This is a genomic window from Streptomyces sp. NPDC057307, assembly GCF_042667665.1.
GTDB lineage: Bacteria > Actinomycetota > Actinomycetes > Streptomycetales > Streptomycetaceae > Streptomyces.
Genome location: NZ_JBHUZM010000093.1, coordinates 1 through 20080 on the forward strand (window position 1 = coordinate 1; position 20080 = coordinate 20080).

The 20080-nt window shown below is 72.2% G+C and carries 25 protein-coding genes and 1 riboswitch; of the genes, 9 read left to right on the forward strand and 16 right to left on the reverse strand.

Annotated features, from left to right (window positions below; translation table 11 throughout):
* Positions 1 to 66: 66 nt before the first annotated feature.
* From ACFUN8_RS26090 to ACFUN8_RS26125, 8 genes are all read right to left on the reverse strand, one after another.
* Entirely contained in the window at positions 67 to 1680 is a 1614-nt protein-coding gene (locus ACFUN8_RS26090) for an alpha/beta hydrolase (RefSeq protein WP_383642215.1), read from the reverse strand.
* A gap of 145 nt (positions 1681 to 1825) precedes the next feature.
* A complete protein-coding gene (locus tag ACFUN8_RS26095) occupies positions 1826 to 2629 on the reverse strand; it encodes an urease accessory protein UreD (protein WP_383642218.1) in 804 nt (267 codons plus the stop codon).
* A complete protein-coding gene (ureG, locus tag ACFUN8_RS26100; protein ID WP_383642221.1) occupies positions 2626 to 3321 on the reverse strand; it encodes an urease accessory protein UreG in 696 nt (231 codons plus the stop codon). Before ureG ends, ACFUN8_RS26095 begins: the two co-directional genes overlap by 4 nt.
* Positions 3322 to 3364: 43 nt before the next feature.
* A complete protein-coding gene (locus ACFUN8_RS26105; protein ID WP_383642224.1) occupies positions 3365 to 4039 on the reverse strand; it encodes an urease accessory protein UreF in 675 nt (224 codons plus the stop codon).
* 10 nt (positions 4040 to 4049) lie between these two features.
* Positions 4050 to 5771 (reverse strand): urease subunit alpha, encoded by a 1722-nt coding sequence (locus tag ACFUN8_RS26110; protein WP_383642227.1) that lies wholly within the window; start codon positions 5769 to 5771, stop codon positions 4050 to 4052.
* Positions 5764 to 6075, reverse strand: a complete 312-nt coding sequence (locus ACFUN8_RS26115; protein ID WP_383642230.1) for an urease subunit beta — start codon at positions 6073 to 6075, stop codon at positions 5764 to 5766. The genes ACFUN8_RS26110 and ACFUN8_RS26115 overlap by 8 nt, the downstream gene beginning before the upstream one ends.
* A gap of 15 nt (positions 6076 to 6090) precedes the next feature.
* Positions 6091 to 6393 (reverse strand): urease subunit gamma, encoded by a 303-nt coding sequence (locus ACFUN8_RS26120; protein WP_069626722.1) that lies wholly within the window; start codon positions 6391 to 6393, stop codon positions 6091 to 6093.
* A gap of 135 nt (positions 6394 to 6528) precedes the next feature.
* On the reverse strand, positions 6529 to 7155 hold the full coding sequence (locus ACFUN8_RS26125) for a TetR/AcrR family transcriptional regulator (RefSeq protein ID WP_383642233.1): 627 nt from the start codon (positions 7153 to 7155) through the stop codon (positions 6529 to 6531).
* Between the two features lie 158 nt (positions 7156 to 7313).
* Here ACFUN8_RS26125 and ACFUN8_RS26130 point away from each other — a divergent pair, with 158 nt between their 5' ends.
* Positions 7314 to 8318: an ABC transporter permease gene (locus ACFUN8_RS26130; RefSeq protein WP_383642236.1), complete on the forward strand. Its 1005-nt coding sequence runs from the start codon at positions 7314 to 7316 to the stop codon at positions 8316 to 8318.
* Between the two features lie 208 nt (positions 8319 to 8526).
* On the opposite strand, the gene ACFUN8_RS26135 is transcribed toward ACFUN8_RS26130, so the two are convergent.
* Positions 8527 to 8796: a hypothetical protein gene (locus ACFUN8_RS26135; protein WP_383642239.1), complete on the reverse strand. Its 270-nt coding sequence runs from the start codon at positions 8794 to 8796 to the stop codon at positions 8527 to 8529.
* Positions 8797 to 8995: 199 nt separating this feature from the next.
* On the reverse strand, positions 8996 to 9286 hold the full coding sequence (locus ACFUN8_RS26140) for a type II toxin-antitoxin system Phd/YefM family antitoxin (protein ID WP_383642242.1): 291 nt from the start codon (positions 9284 to 9286) through the stop codon (positions 8996 to 8998).
* Between the two features lie 84 nt (positions 9287 to 9370).
* On the opposite strand from ACFUN8_RS26140, the gene ACFUN8_RS26145 reads away from it, so the two are divergent.
* The 3 genes from ACFUN8_RS26145 (at position 9371) to ACFUN8_RS26155 (ending at position 11375) form a co-directional block, all read left to right on the forward strand.
* Positions 9371 to 10006, forward strand: coding sequence for an ATP-dependent Clp protease proteolytic subunit (locus ACFUN8_RS26145; RefSeq protein WP_383642245.1), 636 nt, complete (start codon positions 9371 to 9373; stop codon positions 10004 to 10006).
* 7 nt (positions 10007 to 10013) lie between these two features.
* Positions 10014 to 10322: a hypothetical protein gene (locus tag ACFUN8_RS26150; protein WP_383642248.1), complete on the forward strand. Its 309-nt coding sequence runs from the start codon at positions 10014 to 10016 to the stop codon at positions 10320 to 10322.
* A 407-nt stretch (positions 10323 to 10729) separates the two neighbouring features.
* Positions 10730 to 10901, forward strand: a riboswitch (cyclic di-AMP (ydaO/yuaA leader).
* Positions 10902 to 10904: 3 nt separating this feature from the next.
* A complete protein-coding gene (locus tag ACFUN8_RS26155; RefSeq protein ID WP_383642251.1) occupies positions 10905 to 11375 on the forward strand; it encodes a C40 family peptidase in 471 nt (156 codons plus the stop codon).
* 33 nt (positions 11376 to 11408) lie between these two features.
* Here the strand turns inward: ACFUN8_RS26155 and ACFUN8_RS26160 are convergent, their stop codons facing one another.
* Positions 11409 to 11843 (reverse strand): ATP-binding protein, encoded by a 435-nt coding sequence (locus tag ACFUN8_RS26160; RefSeq protein ID WP_383642254.1) that lies wholly within the window; start codon positions 11841 to 11843, stop codon positions 11409 to 11411.
* A 274-nt stretch (positions 11844 to 12117) separates the two neighbouring features.
* On the reverse strand, positions 12118 to 13323 hold the full coding sequence (locus ACFUN8_RS26165) for an 8-amino-7-oxononanoate synthase (protein WP_383642257.1): 1206 nt from the start codon (positions 13321 to 13323) through the stop codon (positions 12118 to 12120).
* A 143-nt stretch (positions 13324 to 13466) separates the two neighbouring features.
* On the opposite strand from ACFUN8_RS26165, the gene bioB reads away from it, so the two are divergent.
* The 4 genes from bioB (at position 13467) to ACFUN8_RS26185 (ending at position 17434) form a co-directional block, all read left to right on the forward strand.
* Positions 13467 to 14606, forward strand: a complete 1140-nt coding sequence (bioB, locus tag ACFUN8_RS26170; RefSeq protein WP_383642260.1) for a biotin synthase BioB — start codon at positions 13467 to 13469, stop codon at positions 14604 to 14606.
* The gene (locus ACFUN8_RS26175; RefSeq protein ID WP_383642263.1) at positions 14599 to 15900 is read left to right on the forward strand and encodes an adenosylmethionine--8-amino-7-oxononanoate transaminase; all 1302 of its coding nucleotides are present in this window, start codon (positions 14599 to 14601) and stop codon (positions 15898 to 15900) included. The genes bioB and ACFUN8_RS26175 overlap by 8 nt, the downstream gene beginning before the upstream one ends.
* Before the next feature lies 1 nt (position 15901).
* The gene (bioD, locus tag ACFUN8_RS26180; protein ID WP_383642267.1) at positions 15902 to 16627 is read left to right on the forward strand and encodes a dethiobiotin synthase; all 726 of its coding nucleotides are present in this window, start codon (positions 15902 to 15904) and stop codon (positions 16625 to 16627) included.
* A gap of 126 nt (positions 16628 to 16753) precedes the next feature.
* On the forward strand, positions 16754 to 17434 hold the full coding sequence (locus ACFUN8_RS26185) for a class I SAM-dependent methyltransferase (RefSeq protein ID WP_383642310.1): 681 nt from the start codon (positions 16754 to 16756) through the stop codon (positions 17432 to 17434).
* 44 nt (positions 17435 to 17478) lie between these two features.
* On the opposite strand, the gene ACFUN8_RS26190 is transcribed toward ACFUN8_RS26185, so the two are convergent.
* From ACFUN8_RS26190 to ACFUN8_RS26205, 4 genes are all read right to left on the reverse strand, one after another.
* Positions 17479 to 17892 carry a fic family toxin-antitoxin system, toxin component gene (locus ACFUN8_RS26190; RefSeq protein ID WP_383642270.1) on the reverse strand — a complete coding sequence of 138 codons (414 nt, stop codon included), beginning with the start codon at positions 17890 to 17892 and terminating at the stop codon, positions 17479 to 17481.
* Positions 17893 to 17947: 55 nt separating this feature from the next.
* Entirely contained in the window at positions 17948 to 18403 is a 456-nt protein-coding gene (locus ACFUN8_RS26195) for a PP2C family protein-serine/threonine phosphatase (protein ID WP_383642273.1), read from the reverse strand.
* Positions 18312 to 18587, reverse strand: a complete 276-nt coding sequence (locus tag ACFUN8_RS26200) for a hypothetical protein (protein ID WP_383642276.1) — start codon at positions 18585 to 18587, stop codon at positions 18312 to 18314. The genes ACFUN8_RS26195 and ACFUN8_RS26200 overlap by 92 nt, the downstream gene beginning before the upstream one ends.
* A 62-nt stretch (positions 18588 to 18649) precedes the next feature.
* Positions 18650 to 18922, reverse strand: coding sequence for an antitoxin (locus ACFUN8_RS26205; RefSeq protein WP_383642279.1), 273 nt, complete (start codon positions 18920 to 18922; stop codon positions 18650 to 18652).
* Positions 18923 to 19097: 175 nt separating this feature from the next.
* On the opposite strand from ACFUN8_RS26205, the gene ACFUN8_RS26210 reads away from it, so the two are divergent.
* On the forward strand, positions 19098 to 19976 hold the full coding sequence (locus ACFUN8_RS26210) for a TIGR03621 family F420-dependent LLM class oxidoreductase (RefSeq protein ID WP_383642282.1): 879 nt from the start codon (positions 19098 to 19100) through the stop codon (positions 19974 to 19976).
* Positions 19977 to 20080: the final 104 nt, after the last annotated feature.

Below are 20080 nucleotides of genomic sequence, written 5' to 3' on the forward strand. Positions count from 1 at the left end.
GCCGTCTCCGGCCGCCGCCCCCTCCCCCGTCACCGGTGCTTCCCGTGCCTCAGCGCCTGTCGGCTCCTACGGCTTGGGCGTGGCGTGCGGTGCGCACGTCACATCGCGGCTGTCCAGCGCGCCGCTGAGCAGATACGACTCGACCCGGTCGTTGATGCACGCGTTCGCGACATTGGTGATGCCGTGCGAACCGGCGTCCCGCTCGGTGATCAGGCGTGAGCCCTTGAAGCGCTTGTGCAGCTCGACGGCGCCCTCGTACGGGGTGGCGGCGTCTCGCGTGGACTGCGCGATCAGTACGGGCGGCAGGCCCCGGCCCGTTCCGACCTCGACCGGTGTCTGCTGTTCCACGCCCCAGGTGGCGCAGGGCAGGTTCATCCAGGCGTTGGCCCAGGTGAGGAACGGGTGGTCGCGGTGGAGCCGGGTGTTGTCCCGGTCCCAGGTGCGCCAGCTCGTGGGCCACTTGGCGTCGGCGCACTCGACGGCGGTGTACACCGCGTTGCTGTTCTCGGCGCGCGCGTTGCCCACCGTGTCCGACAAGTCGGGCGCGGCGGCGTCGACGAGCGCCTGGGTGTCTCCGGCCAGGTACTTGCTCCAGATGTCGGCGACCGGCACCCAGCTGGAGTCGTAGTACGGGGCGCCCTGGAACAGGGCGATGAGTTCGGCCGGTCCCACGACGCCGCCGATCGGGTCCTTCTTGGCGGTGGCGCGGAGCTTCTCCCACTGCTGCTGGACCTTGGCGGCGGTGTCGCCGATGTGGAACGTCGCGTCGTTCTGGGCGACCCACTTCTTCCAGTCGTCGAAGCGCTTCTCGAAGGCGACGTCCTGGTCCAGGTTGGCCTGGTACCAGATCTTCTCCTTCGACGGGTTGACCACGCTGTCCAGCACCATGCGTCGCACATGGGACGGGAACAGCGTGCCGTAGACGGCGCCCAGGTAGGTGCCGTAGGAGACACCCACGTAGTTGAGCTTCTTGTCGCCGAGCGCGGCCCGCAGGACGTCCAGGTCACGCGCGGTGTTGGGCGTCGTCATGTGCGGCAGCATCCAGCCGCTGCGCTCCTCGCAGCCGTCCGCGTACTCGGCCGCGAGCTTGCGCTGGGCGCGCTTGTCGGCCTCGTTGTCGGGGACGGGGTCGGCCTTGGGAGCCTTGACGAACTCCTGCGGGTCGATGCAGGAGATGGGCGTCGAGCGCCCGACTCCGCGCGGGTCGAAGCCGACGAAGTCGTACGCCTTCGCGGCGTCCGCCCAGATGGCGTTCTTGGTCACGACGCGGCGCGGGAACGCCATGCCGGAACCGCCGGGGCCACCGGGGTTGTAGACGAGGGAGCCCTGACGCTCACTCGCACCGCCCGTGTTGCCGATCCGGTCGACGGCTATCTTGATCTGCTTGCCGTTCGGACGGGCGTAGTCGAGCGGGACGGTCACGTAGCCGCACTGGATCGGCTTCTCCAGGGCCCAGTCGGCCGGGCAGTCCGCCCAGTCGATGCCCTTCTTCGCGGCCCGCTCGGCCGCGACCTCGGCACCGGCCGCCTGGGCGTTGCGGGTCCTCTGTTCCTTGCTCCGCTCGGACGAGCCACTGTCGGCGCGGCCGTCGGCGCTCGCCGACGTGGCGGCGAGCGTGGTCGCTATGAGCGTGCCCGCGAGCAGAGTGCCGGCCGAGCCGAGCACTGCTGTGCGTCTCAAGTGGTACCTCCCCCTGTATGGCGCGCCGCGCGCTGCGGCGCTGTTCGTAGGGTTACCGAGGGGATCATTTCGTCTCAAGGCCCGCCGAGAACAGGCCAAACCGTGGAATCTTTGCCGAACCGATAGCCGGTGACTGCTGTTCCGCTCAGCGGTACAGGTCCGCCAGGGCGTCGTCCAGGACCCGGCGCAGCGCTCGGGCGTCCGGGGCGAGCGCGGTCACCAGCGCTCCGGGGCCGGCCAGCGGGGTGAGTACGGCGGTGTCGCCGAGCAGCCGGGGGGCGACCGGTTTCTCGTCGAACTCCGGTGCCACCACGAGGAGTTGACCGACGGCCCGGTGTCCGCCGATGACGGCTCCGCCGTCCCAGCCGCCGGGTGCGCCGGGGCCGAGGGCGAGTTGCTGGTCGAGCAGCGGGCGGCCGGCGCGGTGCACGGTGAGCCGGGTGGTGAGGGTGCCGGGCGGCTCGCCGTGGCGGCCGAGGATCTGTTCCTCGCGCAGTACCAGCCGGGCGGTGGGGGCGAGGTCGACGCGGGTGTGGGCCCGCAGGTCGCTGCCGGTGACGGAGATGAGCTGCTCGGGCAGCCAGTGCAGTACGGCGCTCTCGCCGACGGTCAGGCGCAGGTCGTAGCCGGCGTGGTCGGCGGGCCGGTCGCCGGTGCGGCGGCCGGGGAGCGCGATCATGGCGGCCGCCGCGTCCACGGTGAGGGCGGCCCCGTCCCGTACCTCCGCCTCGAGGGCGAGCCGGTCGCCGCCGAGCGGCGCGCTCATCGCGCCGACGACGGTGACGCGCGCGTGGGTGGCGGTGGCGGTGGCCGGTGCGCCGGCCCGCGCGGCGGCGGTCGCGCGCGTACGGCGCAGCGCCAGGGGGCCGTCGCTCTCCAGCACGGGCAGGGCCGTGCCGCCGCGTCCGTCGGGCGCGGCGGTGATCCGGGCGGTGGCGTGGACGCTCATGCGGTCCAGGCGGTGAACCGCGCGCGTACCCACTCGGCGACCGGGGCCACGCCGTCGGGGCCGGTGAGCGAGGTGAACAGGACGGGGAGTTCGCCGCGTTGCTCCTTGGCGTCGGAGGCCATGCGCCCGAGGTCGGAGCCGACGTAGGGCGCGAGGTCCGTCTTGTTGATCACCAGCAGGTCGGAGGTGGTGACGCCGGGGCCGCCCTTGCGGGGGATGTCGTCGCCGCCGGCGACGTCGATGACGAAGATCTGCGCGTCGACGAGGCCCTTGGAGAAGGTGGCGGTGAGGTTGTCGCCACCGGACTCGACGAGGATCAGGTCGAGCGGTCCGACCGAGTCCTCCAGGTCCTCGACGGCTTCGAGGTTGGCGGAGATGTCGTCGCGGATCGCGGTGTGCGGGCAGGCGCCGGTCTCCACGGCCTGGATCCGCTCTGCGGGCAGTACGGCGTTGCGCAGCAGGAACGCGGCGTCCTCGCGCGTGTAGATGTCGTTGGTGACGACGGCGATGGACAACTGGTCGCGCAGCGCCCGGCAGAGGGCGGCGACGGTCGCGGTCTTGCCGGAGCCGACGGGGCCGCCGAGGCCGATGCGCAGGGCGCGCCGGGAGCCGTCGGGGCGGGTGGCCCCGGCGCCGTGGCTGTGCGGGTCCAGATAGGGGTCGGTGTACGGGTCGGCGTGGTCGAGGTGCACGGTGCGGCTCCTTCGGGGTCGTGCGGCGGGGCCGGGGTGGTGGTTACGAGGCGAAGAGGCGGACCGCCCAGGCGGCGTGGGCCTCGGCGGTGATGTCGAGCAGCGGCGCCGACGCGGCGGGCAGGGCGCCGGGCCCCTTTCGTACGGCGCGGTGCGCGGTGGCCACCGCGTGCCGCGCGGTCTCGTCGATGTCGGGTGCCAGCCGCGCGAGCACACCGGTCGCGTCGAAGGGGTCCAGGCTCAGCAGCCGTACGGCGGCGGTGGCCGGGCCGCTGACCGTCTCGTACAGGACGCAGTGCGCGGCGTCCTCGGGTCCGAGTCCGGCCGACCGTGCGGCGAGGCCGAGGACGATGGGCTGGTGGGCGCCGCGCGGGCGGGCCGCGGCCAGGGCGGCGAGTTCGGGGCTCGGCCAGGTGGCGCGCGCGGCGCGCATCATCTGGCGGCCGAGTTTGCGCGCGGTGGCGCGCAGGGCGGGTGAGGGGGTGCGGGCGTCGGCGGCCTCGTCCAGCGCGAGGGGGTCGACGCCGAGTACGGCCGCGGCGGCGAGCGCGGCGGCGGTGAGGCCGGCGGTGTGGAGCCGGCCCCGGCAGAAGGACGCCAGGTCGCGGGCGTCGGTGAGCCGCCCCGCGCGGACGGCCGGCTCGGCGCCGCCCGAGTGGGCGTGGCCACCGGCCGGAAACCGTCCGTCGGCGAGGACAAGCAGCGCGGCACGGCTCATCGGCAGCCCATCAGAAGAGGAAGTAGCGCTGGGCCAGGGGCAGTTCGGCGGCGGGCGCGGGTTCGACCACATCGCCGTCGATCGTCACCGTGAAGGTGTCGGGGTCGACCTGGACGCGTGGCAGGGCGTCGTTCTGCCGCATGTCGGCCTTGCCGACGGAGCGGGTGTTCTCGATCGCCACGAACCGTTTCCCGAGGCCGAGGCGTTCGGGCAGCCCGTCCTCGATCGCCGTCCGCGCGACGAAGTTGAAGGAGTTGCCCGCCGGGGCCGCGCCGGTCGCGCCGAACATGGGCCGGGGCATGACGGGCTGCGGGGTGGGGATGGACGCGTTGGCGTCGCCCATCTGCGCGTACGCGATCTGGCCGCCCTTGACGACCAGTTGGGGCTTCACGCCGAAGAACGCCGGGTCCCACAGGACGAGATCGGCGAGCTTGCCGGTCTCGACGGAGCCGATCTCGTGGCTGAGTCCCTGTGCGACGGCCGGGTTGACGGTGTATTTGGCGACATAGCGACGGACCCGGTGGTTGTCGGCCCGGCCGTCTCCGGGCAGCGCGCCCCGGCGTTTCTTCATGACGTGCGCGGTCTGCCAGGTCCGCAGGATGACCTCGCCGATGCGGCCCATGGCCTGTGAGTCGGAGGAGATGATCGAGATGGCTCCGAGGTCGTGCAGGATGTCCTCGGCCGCGATGGTGGTCGGCCTGATCCGGGACTCGGCGAAGGCCAGGTCCTCGGGGACCGCCGGGTTGAGATGGTGGCAGACCATCAGCATGTCGAGGTGTTCGTCGATGGTGTTGACGGTGTGCGGCCGGGTCGGGTTGGTCGAGCTGGGCAGGACGTACGGCTCGGACACCACCGTGATGATGTCGGGCGCGTGGCCGCCTCCCGCGCCCTCCGAGTGGTATGCGTGCAGGGTCCGCCCGGCGACGGCGGCGAGCGTGTCGGCGACGAATCCGGCCTCGTTGAGTGTGTCGGTGTGGATGGCGAGCTGGACGCCCGTCTCCTCGCAGACACCGAGGCAGGCGTCGATGACGGCCGGGGTCGCGCCCCAGTCCTCATGGATCTTGAACCCGACGGCGCCGCCGCGCAGTTGGGAGTACATGGCCTCGCGCGACATGGTGTTGCCCTTGCCGAGCAGTCCGATGTTGACGGGAGCAGACTCCAGGGCCGCGAACATCCGTGCCAGGTGCCAGGGGCCGGGGGTGGCGGTGGTGGCCTTGGTGCCCTCGGCGGGTCCCGTGCCGCCGCCGACGAGGGTGGTGATGCCGGAGGAGAGCGCCTGGTCGATCAGGGTCGGCGAGATGAAGTGGACATGGGCGTCGACCGCTCCGGCGGTGAGGATCTTGCCGTTGCCCGCGATGATCTCGGTCTCGGGTCCGATGACGAGGTCGGGGTGGACCCCGTCCATGGTGTCCGGGTTGCCGGCCTTGCCGATGCCGGTGATCCTGCCGTCCCGGATGCCGATGTCGGCCTTGACGATGCCCCAGTGGTCGATGATCACGGCGCCGGTGATCACGGTGTCCGGGGCGCCCTCGGCCCGGGTCGTACGCGACTGGCCCATCGACTCGCGGATCACCTTGCCGCCGCCGAACACCGCCTCGTCACCGGCGAGTCCGGGGCCGCCGGAGCGGTCCTCCTCGATCTCGACCAGGAGGTCGGTGTCGGCGAGCCGGATGCGGTCGCCGGTGGTGGGGCCGAAGAGGTCGGCGTAGACGGCTCTGTTCAGCTCAGGCATCGAGGGGACCTCCGACCTCGCCGCGCAGGCCCGGCACGACGCGGCGTCCGGCGAGCGGGACGAGTTCGACGTCGACGGGGATGCCGGGTTCGAACCGTACGGACGTGCCGGCGGCCACGTTCAGCCGCAGACCGCGCGCCGCCGTGCGGTCGAACCGCAGACCGGGGTTGGTCTCGGCGAAGTGGTAGTGGGAGCCGATCTGGACGGGCCGGTCGGCGGCGTTGAGCACGGTGAGGCGGGTGACGGGGCGGCCCTCGTTGAGGGGCACGGCGTCGTCGGCGTACAGGATCTCTCCGGGAATCATCGGCGCGCTCCCCCGTCAGACGATCGGGTCGTGGACGGTGACGAGCTTGGTGCCGTCCGGGAAGGTGGCCTCCACCTGGACGTCGTGGATCATCTCGGGGATGCCCTCCATGACGTCGTCGCGGGTGAGCACCTTGCGTCCGGAGGCCATGAGTTCGGCGACGGTACGGCCGTCCCTGGCGCCTTCGAGAAGGTGCGAGGTGATCAGGGCGACCGCCTCGGGGTGGTTGAGACGCAGCCCGCGCGCCAGCCGTCTGGTCGCCACGTCGGCGGCCACATGGATGAGCAGGCGTTCCTGCTCGTGCGGGGTCAACTGCACGTTTCCACCTCACTGTTGCGGCCCGGTCCGGCCTGGGGTCCCCTCGACGCCGCATCGAATTCAACACTCTGTTGAATGCGGGCAGGGGCCTCACAGCCAGGCATTGCACGTTACGGCGGAAGTTTTTCCGGCAGGTTAACCGGCCTTTTGCTCACCCATGGACATCAACCCGCGCAGGCCGTTCTGCACGACCCCGATCGGGACCTCGCCGAACAACGCCTGCTGGGCGGCGAAGCCCTGGGCGACGGCGATCATCGTGCGGGCGACATGCTCCGCCGGGATGTCGGCGCGCATCAGCCCCGCCACCTGGTACGCCTCGACGACCTTGACCCAGGAGCCGTGCACCTTGTCGTACCCGGTCCGCAGCACCGTCGCGAGCGACTCGTTGCGCAGGGTCTCCGCCCACACCTGGACGAGCAGCCGGCCCATCTCGCCGGGGCCCACGGCGCCCGGGATGAACTCCCCCGCCAGCACCCGCCCCATCACCTGGCCGATCAGCACGTCGGGCGGCTCGGGAGGACCCTGGCGGGCCGCCTCCTCGAACGCGTCCCTGATGGCGTCGAGGACCTCGGTGACGATGGCCCCGATCAGCTCCTCCTTGCCGCTGAAGTAGCGGTACACGGCGCCGGCCGAGAGATCGACCTCCCGCAGCACGTCGTGCATCGAGGTGGCCTGGAAGCCGTTGCGTACGAAACAGCGCGTGGCGCCGTCGAGGATCTGGCGCCTGCGGGCGTCAAGGTGCTGCTGCGATACACGGGCCATGCGCCCAACCTAAAACGAACATTCCTTCTTGACAACTTCCCGGCCCCCGGCGACAGTGGCCGCAACCGCAGAACGAACGATCCTTCTCTTTAAATCCCCTGCCCCCCCTCCACCGATCAGCTCCGCCTCCACCGAGCGTGGACCGAAACGAGGACACGATGTCCGCCACTCCCACCCGTCGCATGATCGGCGTCATGCTTCTGGTCCCCCTGATAGCCGCTCTGGCGCTGTCGGCCTTCGCCTGGCCCGCCGCCCGCTCGGCCCCGCACGACCTGCCGGTCGGCGTCGCCGGGCCCGCCTCGGCGACCGCACCGCTCCAGCAAGGACTGGAGCGGCAGCCGGACGTCTTCGAGGTGCACCGGTACGACGACGAGGCCGCCGCCCGCGCGGCGATCCAGGAACGGGACGTCTACGGCGCCGTGGTCGCCACCCCGGAGGGACCGCACCTGCTGACGGCGTCGGCGGCCGGTCCCGTCGTCGCGCAACTGCTCAGGGAAGCCGTGACCGCGCAGGCGCCGGCCGGCGCCCAGGTGCCCGTGACCGACGTGGTCGCCACGCCCGCGGGGGACCCGCGCGGCACCGCGTTCGGCGCGAGCATGCTCCCGCTGACCCTGGGGGGCGTCGCCACCGGTGCGCTGGTGAGCCTGCTGGCGCTGCGTGGGGTCCGCGCGCTGGGCGCGGTGTTCGGGGCGGCGGCACTGGCGGGCCTCACCGCCACCGCCCTCGCCCACAGCTGGCTGGACGTGCTCGCCGGCGACTGGTGGTTGGAGGCCGGGGCGTTCGGACTCGCCGTACTGGCCATCGGCGCGACCGTGGCGGGGCTCGCCTCGCTGATCGGCCAGGCCGGGATCGGCCTCGGCGCGTTCCTGATGGTGCTGATCGGCAACCCCTTCGCCGGGGTGTCGGGCGCGCCCGAACTCCTGCCGGAGCCGTTCGGTGTGATCGGCCAGTTGCTGCCGCCGGGCGCCAGCGGTTCGATGCTCCGCTCGGTCGCCTTCTTCGACGGCAACGCGGCGGGCACGCCCGTATTGACGCTCGCGATCTGGGCCGTCCTGGGACTGGCCGCGGTACTGGTGGGAACGCGCCACACGACTACGCCACCGCAGACGCCCCCGTCCCCCGAGACCCCGGCCCGCACGAGGGAAGCGGCCCCGGCCGCCTGACCAGGGGGTTCGAACGTGGGGAGGTCGGGGTCCGCCGCTGTCGGCTCGTAGCGGGCGACGAGATCGTCGACCTCCCGGACACGCGGACGCTCTCCGCCGAGTCCCCGTGCCGGCCTCCCGGCGGCGATCGGCGCCGGGAGGCCGGACAGAGCGCCCTCCAGCCGCGCCAGGGTCGGCCGACGCCCGCGTCAGACAGGCACGCAGCAGATCACCCAGCGCCGGCCCGAGCCCCCGCCAGGTCGGGCTCCCGCGACAGCACGCGTACGCCGACGGCCGCCGGGTGCCCGTTTCCGTACGGGGAGTGCCCCAGCGCCACGAAGGCCGGCACGGCGCCGAGCGCGAAGACGTCCGACCGCGTGCCGCTGGTGGCCGTCCCGGTCAGCCGGGTGTCCTCGTATGCCCGCGCGATCCCGAAGCCGATGATCACCGGTCCGGCCGCGCCCAGCATCACGTTGAGGGCTTGAGGGCTTGGGGTCACGGCGCACCACCGGCTTGTCGTGGATCGGCGCGGCGCCGCCGCGAGGACCGTCCCCAGCCGCCACGTCCAGCGGCATGCGCTCACCGACCGCGTCGGCCAAGGACAGGCCGCCCACGCCGGACCGACGTCCGGCCCGCGCGCCGGCACCGCCCCGACGCCCACGCGCACGGCGCCCGTTCCGCCGCCCGACGAAGGAGCCTCAGCGCCTCTCGGGCGGCTCGTGCTTCGCGACGATGCCGAAGTCCGCGCGTTCACCCGGAGCGGATGTCACCGACCTGATCGCGCTCACCGAGGCGATCACCCGCTCCTCGGCCGCGGCGGCCTCCTCGATCTTGAGGTTCTCCAGTCGTTCCAGGTCAGCGGCCGACACCAGGGCGACGAGCGGCTTGCCGTGCCGCGTCACGACCACGCGTTCCTCGCCGTAGACGACCCGGTTGATCAGGTCGGCGAGTTCCGCCCGCGCTTGCGTCACCGGAATTTCGTAAGCCATGGTTGCCATCTTACGACCTGTACGTCCTGTACATTTTTTACCGACGGACCAGAGCCGTGTCCGGTCTGCGAGGAGAGGCACACCATGAACCGTCCCACCGCCCGCCACGTCCTGCCGGAGTTCACCGAGCGGACCTCCACCGGGACCCGCTCCCTCGACCCGTACTCCAAGCTCTTCGAGGGCCGGATCGTCTTCCTCGGCACCGCCCTGGACAACACCTCGGCGAACGATGTGATCGCGCAACTGCTGCATCTCGAATACGCGGCGCCCGACCAGGACATCGCGCTCTACATCAACTCCCCCGGCGGCTCGCTGAGCGCCATGTCCGCCATCTACGACACGATGCAGGTGATCGGCTGCGACGTGGCGACCACCTGTCTCGGGCAGGCGGTGTCGACCGCCGCCGTTCTGCTCGCCTCGGGGGCGCCGGGCAAGCGCATGGCACTGCCGGGCGCGCGCGTCGTCCTCCAGCAGCCGGGCATCGAGGAGCCCCTGCGCGGCCAGCCGTCCGATCTCGCCATCCACGCCGAGGAGTTGCTGCGGCTGCGCGCCCTGATGGCCCGGACGCTGGTGCGGCACACCGGGCAGAGCGTCGAGCGGATCGACGCCGACATCGACCGGGACACGATCTTCGACGCGACGGGCGCCCTGGAGTACGGCCTGGTGGACCAGGTCGCGCAGGACCGCAGGGCGTCCCTCGGCTTCAACTCCCCCCGGTGAACGGCCGATGCCGCCGCCGGAACTGCCGCCGCTGCCCGCGCTGACCCGCGCCGAGGGCGACTTCGTGGACAGCTACCTCCGGGTCGTCGACCTGGTGGGCCGGATCAACCCGTCGCGCGCCGACGACACCTACAGCGCGCTGCGGGCCGCGCAGGCGCTGGTGGCCGCGGCGGCCGAACTGCGCGACGCGCTGACGCTGATGCACGCGCGGGGCGAGACGGAGCTGCACACACCGACCCTGGACCGTACGCTCCGAGTCCTCGACGGGGAGCGCAGGGCCGGGCGTGTCACCATGCCTCCCGAACCGCCGACTTGAAGCGACGCGAGGAGACCCGAGGCGACCCGAGGCGTCCTGCCGGGTCGCCGGGGCGCGATACGGCCCTGTGGCTCACCGCCCGCGCGGACACGCCTGTTCCGACGCGCCCGTAAGGCATTTGGCTGCCCGTTCGGCGTATCGACCCGCCCGTCGCGCGCGGGCCGGCAACTTGCGACGGGCGATCGGCCGTCCGGCCGTAACGCATCGCTGCGTCGCAGGTACAGCGCGTGAGCAGTCGTATGAGCCGTTCACCGAATCGGCCGCACCAACCCAAATGGGTCATACGTGATGAGAGTCACATAAGGCCGTTTCAACTCGGAATCGCGCTGAGGCCGCGTCAAGATCCGTGTGACGACAAGCCCCCGCCACCTCGGCGGGGCGGTCCGGGTGGACGCCGAGTCCTGCCGCCGCTCCGGATGCCTGGTCGACACGAGTGGATCGGCAGGAGTGGAGGACCCGAGCAGTTCGGGGCGGTCCGACCATGGACCGCTCCTCGGGGTGAAGCCGCACACGCGGCCGGGCGTCTTCGCCAGTCCGAACCCGACAGGTCATCCTTCACAGGCGGCTGACGAAGGGTTGCGCATGTCCGCGCAGACGCATGTCCCGTCGCTGCTCTCCCGGGCCGGTACCACTTCGGCCCTCCTCGCCGCCGTGGGCGGCACGATGCTGGCGCCAGGCGCCGTGTCGGAGGCCCAGGCCCTGCCCGTCGCCGCCAAGGCGCTCGATGTGGCCGCTTCCAAGAAGGGCGCGCCGTACAAGTACGGGGCGTCGGGTCCACACCGGTTCGACTGTTCGGGCCTGACGCTGTTCTCGTACAAGAAGGCCGGCAAGAAGCTTCCACGTACCGCTCAGCAGCAGTACAACCGGACGCGCCACATCGCGGCCTCCAGCCGCAAGCAGGGCGATCTGGTGTTCTTCCACTCCGGCAGCAGCGTCTACCACGTCGGGATCTACGCCGGCGGCGGCAAGATGTGGCACTCGCCGAAGAGCGGCCAGGTGGTACGGCTCCAGCGCATCTGGTCCAAGAGCGTCTGGTACGGCCGGGTCGGCTGACGCCCGGCGGCACCTGGCCCGTCGGCCCCGGCCCTACTCGATCCGGGTCCGGGCCGTCCAGGGCAGGCTGATCCAGACCGTCTTGCCGCCGTCCGCGGTGGGTGTGACGGACAGTCGGCCGCCGTACTCGGCGGTCAGCGCCCGGATGATGACCATGCCGCGGCCGTTGTCCTGCTGGACCGCTGCCGGGAGCCGCTGCGGCCACCGCGGGTGGCTGTCGGTGACTCCGACACGCAGCTCTTCGTCGCGTTCGAGGGTGAGATCGACCGTGAAGGTCGGTGACCTGCCGAAAGTGTGCTGTACGGCGTTGGTCGCGAGCTCCGAGATGATCAGGCGAACCGTTTCGGCGGTGTCCTCGTCACCCGGCAGGCCCCATTCGGCGAGAACACGTGCGACGTATCTGCGTGCCTCCGGTACCGAGGCCGGATCGCTCGGCAGGGTGACGGATGCTTCCTGATGGTCTGCCATGGCGACGCTGTCCCTTTCCCACCGGGACGCAGACCGACCTATGGCTGATGCCCGCGAGTACGTCCCCGGATTGCGCTTCGCGCCACACTGCCACCAACGACCCCCGGCGCATGGGCGATCCGCCGGGATATGGCCCCCTCTGTCGCTCTAAGCGGTGAACCCTGCTACGCGAGACCGTATTTGAGCGGGCTCAAGTTTCCGGCCCCGGCGACCGACAGGCGACGCCACGCTCGGGAACGCGCGCGGGAATGTGCGCAGGGGGTGCGCGGGGTGCTCAGGCGGCCGGTGTCACGGCCCCGGCGGGCGCGGTCGCGACGATCGTCGCCAGCGCCGCCTCGACCTGAACGTCCGTCAGATCGGCGCGGGCCGTGAGCCTGATCCGGGAGATCCCGTCCGGCACCGACGGCGGCCGGAAGCAGCCCACCACCAGCCCCGCCGCCCGGCAGTCGGCCGCCCACCGCACGGCCGCGCCCGGGGACGGCGCCCGGACGGAGACGACGGCCGCGGCCGGGCGTACGGCGGTCAGCCCCGCCCCGGTCAGCCCCAGGTGCAGCGCGTGCGCCACCGCGCGCGCCCGGACCGCCAGTGACGGGTCCGCGCGCAGCAGCCGCAGGCTCGCGAGCGCGGCGCCGACGGCGGCCGGGGCGAGGCCGGTGTCGAAGATGAACGACCTTGCCGTGTTGACGAGTTGGTCGACGACCCGGGCCGGACCGAGCACCGCGCCGCCCTGGCTGCCCAGCGACTTGGAGAGCGTGACGGTGGCGACCGTACCCGGGTCACCGGCCAGTCCCGCCGCGTGTACGGCGCCTCGGCCGCCGTCGCCGAGCACACCGAGACCGTGCGCGTCGTCCACGAGCAGGGCGGCGCCCCGTGTACGGCACACCTCGCCCAGCCGCGCGAGCGGAGCCGCGTCGCCGTCCACCGAGAAGACCGAGTCGCTGACGGCCAGGGCCCGTACACCCGTGTGCGCTTCGAGCGTCTTGTCCACGGCCTCCGGGTCCGCGTGCGGTACGACCACGGTCTCGGCGCGCGAGAGCCGGCAACCGTCCACGATGGAGGCGTGGTTGGCGGCGTCCGACACGAGGAGTGAGCCGCGCGCGGTGAGCGCGGTGAGGGCGGCGAGATTCGCGGCGTACCCGGACGACAGGACGAGCGCGGCCTCGAAACCGCAGAAGTCGGCCAGTTCACGTTCCAGTTCGGCGTGCAGGGCGGTGCTTCCGGTGACCAGCCGCGAGCCGGTGGCGCCCGCGCCCCAGCGGCGTGCGGCGTCCGCCGCCGCGCCCGTCGTCACCGGGTGGTGCGTGAGTCCCAGGTAGTCGTTGCCGGCGAGATCCAGCAGCGCGGAGTCGGCGGGGCGGGGCCGTAGCGTGCGGACGAGACCGGTCCGTACGCGGTGGCGCGCCTCGTCGTCGATCCAGCCGAACGGGTCCGGCGGCGTCGACGGTGACGGCGTGCTCGGCACGGGCGGCTCGGTTGGCACGGCTCGGGTCCTTTTGTAGGCAGCCCACAGACCCTAACTGCCGACGGCCGCGCTCCGGGTGTGGTCATACACACACCTGAATGCACCTGTCTTGTGGGATTCATCCTTGGCCCGGAGGCCCGCCGTAGGCCAGGATCGGCGCCATGGACCTGCTGAACACACTGGTGGAGAAGGGCCTTCGGCGCGAGCTGCCGTCGCGCGAAGAAGCGCTCGCCGTGCTGACGACCTCCGACGACGATCTGCTCGAAGTGGTGGCCGCGGCCGGGAAGGTGCGCCGCCAGTGGTTCGGGCGGCGGGTCAAGCTCAACTATCTGGTCAATCTGAAGTCAGGGCTCTGCCCCGAGGACTGCTCGTACTGCTCGCAGCGGCTCGGGTCCAAGGCGGAGATCCTCAAGTACACCTGGCTGAAGCCCGACGAGGCGTCCAAGGCCGCCGCGGCCGGGGTGGCCGGCGGGGCGAAGCGGGTCTGTCTGGTCGCGAGCGGCCGGGGGCCGACGGACCGGGACGTCGACCGTGTCTCGCAGACCATCGGCGCGATCAAGGAACAGAACGCCGACGTCGAGGTGTGCGCCTGTCTCGGGCTGCTCTCGGACGGGCAGGCGGAGCGGCTGAAGGCGGCGGGCGCCGACGCGTACAACCACAACCTCAACACGTCCGAGGCCACGTACGGCGACATCACCACCACCCACACCTACGCGGACCGCGTGGAGACGGTGCGGCACGCGCAGGGCGCGGGCCTGTCGGCCTGTTCCGGGCTGATCGCGGGCATGGGCGAGAGCGACGCCGACCTGGTGGACGTGGTGTTCGCGCTGCGCGAGCTGGATCCGGACTCGGTGCCGGTCAACTTCCTCATCCCCTTCGAGGGCACGCCGCTGGCAGAGGAGTGGAATCTGACCCCGCAGCGGGCGCTGCGCATCCTGGCGATGGTGCGGTTCGTCTGCCCCGACGTGGAGGTACGGCTCGCGGGCGGGCGTGAGGTGCATCTGCGGACGATGCAGCCGCTCGCGCTGCACCTGGTCAACTCGATCTTCCTCGGCGACTACCTCACCAGTGAGGGCCAGGAGGGGAAGGCGGACCTGGACATGATCGCGGACGCCGGGTTCGAGGTGGAGGGCACGGACACGACGACGCTGCCCGGACACCGGGCCGGCGGCGGGTGCGCGAGTGCGTGCGGTCCGACGGACAGTGCCGCACCCGCCGAGGCGGAGGCGGCGTCCGCGCGTACGGACCTGGTGACCGTACGGCGGCGTGGTGCCGGTACGGACCTGGCGCCCAATGCCTGACGCGTTCGGTCCGGGCGAACTGCTGGCACTGGACCGGGCGCATGTCTGGCATCCGTACGGCCCGATGCCCGGCCGCACGGATCCGCTGGTCGTGGAGTCCGCGTCGGGTGTACGGCTCCGGCTCGCCGAACCCGCCCACGGGCAGCGCGAGTTGATCGACGGCATGTCGTCCTGGTGGTCGGCGATCCACGGCTACAACCACCCGGTCCTCAACGAGGCGGCGCACGACCAGTTGTCGCGGATGAGCCATGTGATGTTCGGCGGGCTCACCCATGAGCCGGCCGTCCGGCTGGCGGCCCGGCTCGTGGAGATCACCCCCGAACCGCTCCGGCACGTCTTCCTCGCCGACTCGGGTTCGGTGTCGGTGGAGGTCGCCGTCAAGATGTGCCTGCAGTACTGGCGTTCGCTGGGCCGCCCGGCCAAGCAGCGGCTGCTGACCTGGCGCGGCGGCTACCACGGGGACACCTGGCAGCCCATGTCGGTGTGCGACCCCGAGGGCGGTATGCACGGGCTCTGGTCGGGAGTGCTGCCGCGCCAGATCTTCGCGGACGCGCCGCCTGCCGGCTTCGACACGTACGACGAGACGTACGCGGACCACCTGCGCGCCCTCGTCGCCCGCCACGCCGACGAACTGGCCGCCGTGATCGTGGAGCCGGTCGTGCAGGGGGCCGGCGGCATGCGTTTCCACTCCCCCGCGTATCTGCGGGTGCTGCGCGAGGCGTGTGACGAGTACGGCGTGCTGCTGATCCTCGACGAGATCGCGACGGGCTTCGGCCGCACCGGCGCTCTCTTCGCGGTGGAGCACGCGGGTGTCTCCCCCGATGTGATGTGTGTGGGCAAGGCGCTGACCGGCGGTTATCTCACCATGGCGGCGACGCTGTGCACATCGGCGGTGGCGACGGGCATCTCGCGCGGCGAGGTACCCGTCCTCGCCCACGGCCCCACCTTCATGGGCAATCCACTGGCGTCGGCCGTGGCGTGCGCCTCGATCGACCTGCTGCTCGGCCAGGACTGGCAGGGCGAGGTCAAGCGGATCGGGGCGGGGCTGCGTGACGGCCTCGCCGAGACGGCGTCACTGCCCGGGGTGAAGGACGTGCGCGTCCTCGGCGCGATCGGCGTCGTACAGCTGGACCACGAGGTCGACATGGCGGCGGCGACACGGGCGGCGGTGCGCGAGGGCGTGTGGCTGCGGCCGTTCCGCGACCTCGTCTACACGATGCCGCCGTACGTGACGGACGACGACGACCTGGCCCGGATCTGCCGCGCGGTGGCGGCCGCGGCGCGGGAGGCATGAGATGGCGATACTGATCGTCTCCGGGACGGGGACGGAGATCGGCAAGACGGTCGTCACGGCGGCCGTCGCCGCGGTGGCCCTGGCCGGGGGTCGTACGGTCGCGGTGCTGAAGCCCGCGCAGACCGGTGTCGCGCCCGGCGAGTCGGGCGACGTGGACGAGGTGATCCGTCTGGCGGGCGGGGTCACGACGGTCGAACTGGCCCGTTTTCCCGAGCCGTTGGCGCCCGCGACAGCCGCCGCGCGCGCCGGCGCGCCGCCCGTACGGCCCGAGGAGATCGCGGAGACGGCCGCGAAACTGGCGACCGAGCACGACCTGGTACTGGTCGAGGGTGCGGGCGGTCTGCTGGTGCGTTTCGACCAGGAGGGCGGGACGCTCGCGGACGCCGCGCGGCTGCTCGACGCCCCGGTGCTGGTGGTGGCGCCCGCCGGGCTCGGCACGCTCAACGCGACGGCGCTGACGGCCGAGGCGCTGCGTACGCGCGGGCTCACGGCACTGGGTGTGGTGATCGGCAGCTGGCCCGCCGTGCCGGATCTGGCGGCGCGCTGCAATCTGGCCGATCTGCCGAGTGTGGCGGGCGCGCCGCTGCTCGGGGCCGTACCGGACGGCGCGGGCGCGCTGGCCCCGGCGCGGTTCCGTGCGGGTGCGGGCGACTGGCTGGCTCCGGCGCTCGGCGGGGGCTGGGACGCGGCGCGGTTCGAGGCGGATACGGCGCGGCACGTCACCTGACATGTCGGCCTACCTGTCTGCCGGGCGTCGGCCGAACGGTAACGAGTTCCGTTCCGTGGGCCGCTCGGCGCGGCCGTACAGGGAAGAATCATGGTGACACCCTGTAAGCCGGAGGAGATCCGCCCGATGCACCTACGCAACCGCAAGGCCCCCAAGGACTCCGTCCACCACCCTGTCTTCGCGCGCTACTACGCGCGGGCGAGTGTCGCCGCCGATGCCCGCGGTGGCATCGGTGCCCTCCGCGCGGAGCTGCTGACCGGTCTGTCGGGCCGGGTCGTGGAGGTCGGCGCGGGCAACGGGCTGAACTTCAGGCACTACCCGGCGGCGGTCTCCGAGGTCGTGGCCGTGGAGCCGGAACGGAGCCTGCGGCAGCTGGGGGTGGAGGCGGCGATGCGCGCGAAGGTCTCGGTGGACGTACTGCCCGGCACGGCGGAGGCGCTGCCCGTCGAGGACGAGGGTTTCGACGCGGCCGTCGCCTCCCTGGTGCTGTGCACCGTACGTGACGTACCGAAGGCGCTCGCCGAGATCCGCCGTGTCCTGCGCCCCGGCGGCGAGTTGCGCTTCTTCGAGCACGGGCGGGCGGCGGAGCGCGGCCGGGCACGGGTGCAGCGGGTGCTGGACCGGACGGTGTGGCCGAAGCTGGCGGGCGGCTGCCACACGGCGCGGGACACCCTGGCCGCGATCCGCGAGGCGGGCTTCGAGTTCGGCGCGTACCGCTCGCTGCGGGTGCCGGATCCCGGGCCGTGGATGCCGACCTCGCCGTGTGTGCTGGGCGTGGCGTACCGGCCGAGGGCGGACCTGGTCTGACGGGGGCCGCCCGACTGCTCCCGGGGGCGTGGCGGCGGGCGCCGTCAGAGGCTCCAGCCGCGCAGTTCCTCGGCGATGAGGCGTACGTCCGCCCTGCCGTCCTTGACCAGCTTCGCCAGGTCCCGGACCTGCTCGGGCGAGGTGACGACCTTCAGCCCGCTCGCGACGAGATAGCCGTACGCGACGGCCGAGGCGTACATCGCGTTGGACCGCTCCAGCGCGGGCACATGGAGGAGGCTCTGGAGCAGCGCCGCCGCGCGGCTGTACGGGTCGGTGTAGACCGGGGTGCCGAATATCTCCGCCTCGTGCCGGCTGACGGCGGCCACCAGCGCGCCCCAGTCGGTGACTTGGGGATCGCCGGGCATCTTGTGCTCGGCGACCATCAGCAGCCAGGAGAGATCGATCCGCAACGTCGGGTCGGCGCGTGACTGCGGGTCGGGGGAATCGGCGTTTTCCATGGAGGGCAGCTGTCTCGGTAGGAGGTCGGCTCGGGGAGTGGGGAGTTCCCGATGATCAGTATCCCCGACGTGGCCGGTCGGTGTGGATGAGAAGTGCGGTGATGTTGTCCTGCCCGCCCGCGTCCATGGCGTACCCGATCAGCGTCCGCGCGTCCTCAAGGAGCTGGTGGCCGACGGGTGTTGAGCGCCGGTTCCGGGCGAGTACGGCGCGCAGGGCGTCGGGGTCGGACAGATACCGCGTCAGTCCGTCCGTGCAGAGCAGCAGCCGGCCCGGCCCCGGTGGCCGGCAACTCCGTGTCCGCGCCGCCGGTTCGCCCGCGTCGGCGCCCAACCACGCGGTCAGGGCGTCGTGTTGACCGGAGTCGTCCTCGGTCAGCGCGACGCACGTGCCCTCGTCGGGCAGCCAGTACGCGCGGCTGTCACCGATCCAGGCGCACCGCGGCGACGGCAGCCGCGACCTGTGCGGCCCGCTCGGCGCGGGGCGACATGGACACGCCGTCGCACACGACACCGATCGTCCAGTCGCCGGTCCCGGTGAGCGCCATCGCGTCCGCGTTGACGCCGCGCCGCTTGCCGCGGTCGCTGACGCCGGCGGCGACGGTACCGAGGGTGGTCTCCAGGTGGGACCGGTAGGCGGGCTGCGAAGCGCCGCAGTCCCAGCAGTGGCCGTCGGGGGCGACGGTCCCGCCGCACACGACGCAGTCGGTGGGCCCGGCCGGATCGGCATCGAGACCGGGACGAGGATCGGGATCGGGCTTCAGCGCGTGCCCTCGCGCCCCGTGCCGTGGTCGGTGGTGGTGACAGTGGTCGTGGTCGTGGCGTCCGCGCCGAACTCCTCCGTGAACACGGACTCGTACTGCTTCATGAAATCGGCGGCGGACTCGACGAAGGTCTTCCCGACCTCGCCCACGTCCTGCTTGACGAGTTCCTCGATGTAGCGGTTCACGCTCATCCCGCGCCGGCCCGCCTGCCGCCGGGCGGCCTCCGCGGTGGTCTCGTCCACGCGTACGTTCAGCTGAGTCTTCGCCACCCCAACAAGCTAGCGCGCCGACGCTAGCGTCGGCAAGTGTGCCGGTTTCTCGGCGGAACGAACCATTCCGCCATTAGCGTCGGGGCGTACGTCCCTGTTACCGCCCGATGCCGCACAGTCACGCCCCGAGTCGCACGGAGTCCCACGCGGAGTCACACACGGACGAGGAGACCCCATGACCAGGCCGTTCCGTTTCGGAGTGAACATGGTGACGCCCGCGTCGGGCGCCGACTGGAGGAAGCGCTGCGAGCGGGCCGAGGAGCTGGGGTACGACGTCATCCTGGTGCCCGACCATCTCGGCATGGTCGCCCCCTTCCCCGCCCTGGTGGCGGCGGCCGAGGCGACGGAGCGGCCCCGGCTGGGCACGTTCGTACTCAACTGCGGCTTCTGGAACCCGACGCTGCTCGCCCGCGAGACAGCCACGACCGACGCCCTCACGGAGGGCCGGCTGGAGGTCGGGCTGGGTGCCGGTTACGTCAAGGAGGAGCACGAACGGGCCGGGCTCGCGTTCCCGCCGCCCCGCGAACGTGTCGACCATCTCGTCCGTACGGTCGACGTGTTGGACGACCTGCTGGGCGAGGAGAACCATCAGCCCCGACCGGCGCAGCGGCCCCGGCCGCCCCTGCTGATCGGCGGCAACGGCGACCGCGTGCTGCGACTGGCCGCCGAGCGCGCGGACATCGTGGCCTTCAGCGGCGCGAAGCACCGCGAGAGCGGTCCGGCCGCGCTCTCGCCCGAGGAACTGGACGAACGCGTCGCCGCCTACCAGGGTTTCGCTGCCGGGCGTGCGACCCCGGCCGAGCTGAACGTGCTGCTCCAGGTCGTGGCCGTGACGACGGACCGCGCGGCGGCGGTGCGGCCCCTGATGGCGTATCTGCCGGGGATGACGGAGGACGAGTTGCTGAGGGTGCCGCTGGTGGCGGCCGGCACGGTGCGGCAGATCGCCGACCAGCTGCGCGACCAGCGCGAGCGGTACGGCTTCACGTATCTCACCGTCCTCGATCCGAACATGGAGGCGTTCGGCCCGGTGATCGAGGAGCTGCGCGGCGGCTGAGGCGCGCGGCGGAAACCCGCTGGAGGCGCGTACGAGTCCGTACGTGCGCTCCGCCCCTGGCGTCCACCGACCGTCCGGCGGCCGCACCGCGCCGACCACGGTCG